At 73.9% G+C, this 1,149-nt stretch carries 1 protein-coding gene; it reads left to right on the top strand.

The features are described 5' to 3' along the window. Window positions 1-63 precede the first annotated feature (63 nt). Complete coding sequence (locus ACOV8S_RS26880; RefSeq protein WP_448320954.1) at window positions 64-1,128, top strand: LLM class flavin-dependent oxidoreductase; 1,065 nt, start codon at window positions 64-66, stop codon at window positions 1,126-1,128. The last annotated feature ends 21 nt before the right edge of the window (window positions 1,129-1,149 follow it).

The following is a 1,149-nucleotide window of genomic DNA, read 5'->3' as shown; positions in this document are numbered from 1 at the left end:
GAACAACGGAGCCCCGCGGACGGTTCGTCCGGGTGACGTCACCCGAACGATCCGAGGAGCCCCATGCCCCCCGTCCCGGACACCGGCGCAGGCCCCCGGCCGCTGCGCAAGCTCGGCTTCCTGACCATCGGATCGTTCGACGAGGCCGATCCGCGCGCCGGCCACGAGGAGACGCTCGGCCTGATCGAACTGGGCGAGCGGCTCGGTCTGGACAGCGCCTGGCTGCGTCACCGCCACCTGCAGCACGGCATCTCCTCGCCGGTGGCGGTGCTGGCCGCCGCCACCCAGCGCACCCGGCGCATCGAGCTGGGCACCGCCGTCACCCCGCTGGGCTGGGAGAACCCGCTGCGCCTGGCCGAGGACCTGGCCACCGTGGACGTCCTCTCCGGCGGCCGCCTCAACCCCGGCGTCAGCGTCGGCCCGCCGGTCCACTGGGAGGACGTCAAGGACTCCCTCTACCCGGACACCGGCGACGCCGAGGACTTCGGGTACGGCCGGGTGCGCCGCCTGCTCCACCTGATCGAGGGCCGGCCCGCGTCACGCTTCAGCGGGACGGAGGGCATCGAGGTCTACTCCGACCGGGTCCAGCCGCATTCCCCCGGTCTGCGTGAGCGACTGTGGTACGGCGGCGGCAGTCTGCGCTCCGCGCGATGGGCGGGGGAGCAGGGTATGAACTTCCTGACCAGCAGCGTCGTCAAGGCGGAGGGACCGGACGCAGACGCCCCGGACGCCGACGCGCCGGACTTCGACGCCGTGCAGCTGTCCCACATCCGTGCCTTCCGCGCCGCCCACCCGCTCGGTGCGGCAGCCCGCGTCTCGCAGGGACTGGTCGTCGTCCCGACCGACAGCGCGTCCCCCTCCCAGCGCGAGCGCTACCAGGAGTACGCCCGGGCGCGGTTCCCTCGTACCCGGTCCCCGCAGGGCCCGGGCCGGCTGATGTTCGCGCCCGATCTGGTCGGGGCCAGCGAGCAACTCGCCGAACGGCTCCTGGCCCTGGCCTCGTACCGGGAGATCGACGAGGTGGCCTTCGCCCTGCCCTTCACCTTCGCCCGGGAGGACCACGAGCAGATCCTCACCGACCTCGCGACCCGGCTGGGCCCCCTCCTCGGGTGGCGTCCGGCCGGCTGAGCCGACGCACCCGGGCGGCTC

This window comes from Streptomyces sp. CO7, from assembly GCF_053474865.1.
The sequence above is the reverse complement of the archived record's forward strand: the minus strand, read 5'-3'. Positions and strand labels throughout refer to the sequence as shown.

Coding starts and splice junctions, on each gene's coding strand:
- ACOV8S_RS26880 (WP_448320954.1), top strand. CDS start 64: ATGCCCCCCGTCCCGGACACCGGCGCAGGCCCCCGGCCGCTGCGCAAG.